This is a genomic window from Sellimonas catena (assembly GCF_027924685.1).
Classification (GTDB): Bacteria; Bacillota; Clostridia; order Lachnospirales; family Lachnospiraceae; genus Sellimonas; species Sellimonas catena.
In genome coordinates this window covers 1-1674 of sequence record NZ_BSBO01000087.1, presented here as the reverse complement: position 1 = coordinate 1674, position 1674 = coordinate 1, and the positions used below count along the sequence as shown (strand labels likewise).

The following is a 1674-nucleotide window of genomic DNA, read 5'->3' as shown; positions in this document are numbered from 1 at the left end:
AGAAATCGTCAAAACGCTGAGCGCGGCGAGAGCGCCAAAGAAGGATGGAAAAGGGAATCCATATGTAGAGACGATTACGCATCATATGCCGCTATTGGACGCAATGCGGACAGCATCGAGGAAAGCCTTTGCAAGAACATTCTGTTAAAAAGAAACATAAAATGATCAGATAAAGTCCGAGCTGAATTATCTGAAAATAAAAGAAATAAACTGATATCAAAAAAAGAAGAAAAAGTGCCAACGATTACTTGACACATACAGAACAAGAGTTCCGCTTGCACAGGCTGTCCGAAGATGATACAATATTTTTGGGAAATATAGTGATCGATCTTCGGATTGATTGCGAACCGTCTCTGTTGGCGCAGGGGCGGTTTTTTTATTATTTGTAGCATTTTTTACAAGGCGTGTATCCTTGAGAATCTGCTTCTTTAATATCTATACCCTTGGCATTTAGGATTCCACTACAATGTTTATATCTATGATATTTTTGACTATTGTTAGTAATCCAGACAGTATTGCGTACAGTAATATCTACATTCAAAATTTGTCCTAAGTATGTAACATCTTCTGGAAAAGCGCTACAGTGTCGATTTAATTCGTTGTTAAGAGCCTTTTCTAATATTTCCAAAGGAGCCTTATACTTGAAAAAACTCAATAATAATAACAAAAGATTAAACCCATGCAAACTAGAGTCCGGATTCTGGTAAAAACGTAACTTTTTTTCGCATTCATAATTGTAAATACGTCCACCGTGAGCCGCTAGATTTCTATATTCCAAACAAACAAAAAGAGTATCCATCATTAATTCTGGAAGGACAGATTTTGGTATTTTGGAATTGGGATCATATAAATGTTTGACCATTTTTGTTTGTTCGGCAGGTTTGAATTGATGGATAAAGTTAACAATAGTGCTAAAATAAATACTTTTGAAAAGAATCCAAGGAGGAACTATTCCATGTGAAGAAGAATAGTGCGCAATAGGATTTTTGTCTGTTTTTAATGCCTTTTTCATAGTTTCTATAATGCCAGCAAGTGAGAAACAATACTTCTTCTTAGATTTATCTCTATAATTTCTGAACTGTAAATATTCGTCTTGGTGAACACCAAAAGAAGAAGCTATAACATCTGCTGCTGCTTCTTTGATATGTTCTTCTAAATCAAGCATTGCTCCCATGACGGCGTTACGCAGATTTTTGTCCAGTGTATATAAGGATTGAAGTTGTTCAAAGGTGACCCCAGAACGATACATTTTCTTGCCGTTTGAAATAAAAATATATGGATCTCGGTAACTCTTTATCAAATTTGAGTATCCACATTGGAATAATTGTTCTTCTGCATATTCTTCGTCAATAACAATCATATTTTGTGAACGTAATTTTTGAATTTGTTCACTCGGAGTGGTATATCTTATTTCATTCATAATTATTTCTCCTGTGTATGCAAAAAGAGCCTTGGAATACAATCCAAGACTCAATTTGCGACCGGACACCAGTCATTTGCTAATTACACTAGCATTATATCATATGTAGAAGTCTTGTCAAGTATTCACCAGGGTTGTTTCATGAACAACTCAGACCGGACTATACCTGAAATTATTTTCCTATATCGGTTCTGTTGAGCTTAATACGAAAAAAAGCGCAAATTCCCCCCTCTTCTCTTTACATTGCCTTTTTT

The 1674-nt window shown here is 35.3% G+C and carries 1 protein-coding gene; it reads right to left on the bottom strand.

What is annotated here, in order from left to right:
- Positions 1-379: 379 nt before the first annotated feature.
- Complete coding sequence (locus Selli1_RS18120) at positions 380-1420, bottom strand: Abi family protein (RefSeq protein WP_281874490.1); 1041 nt, start codon at positions 1418-1420, stop codon at positions 380-382.
- Positions 1421-1674 lie beyond the last annotated feature (254 nt).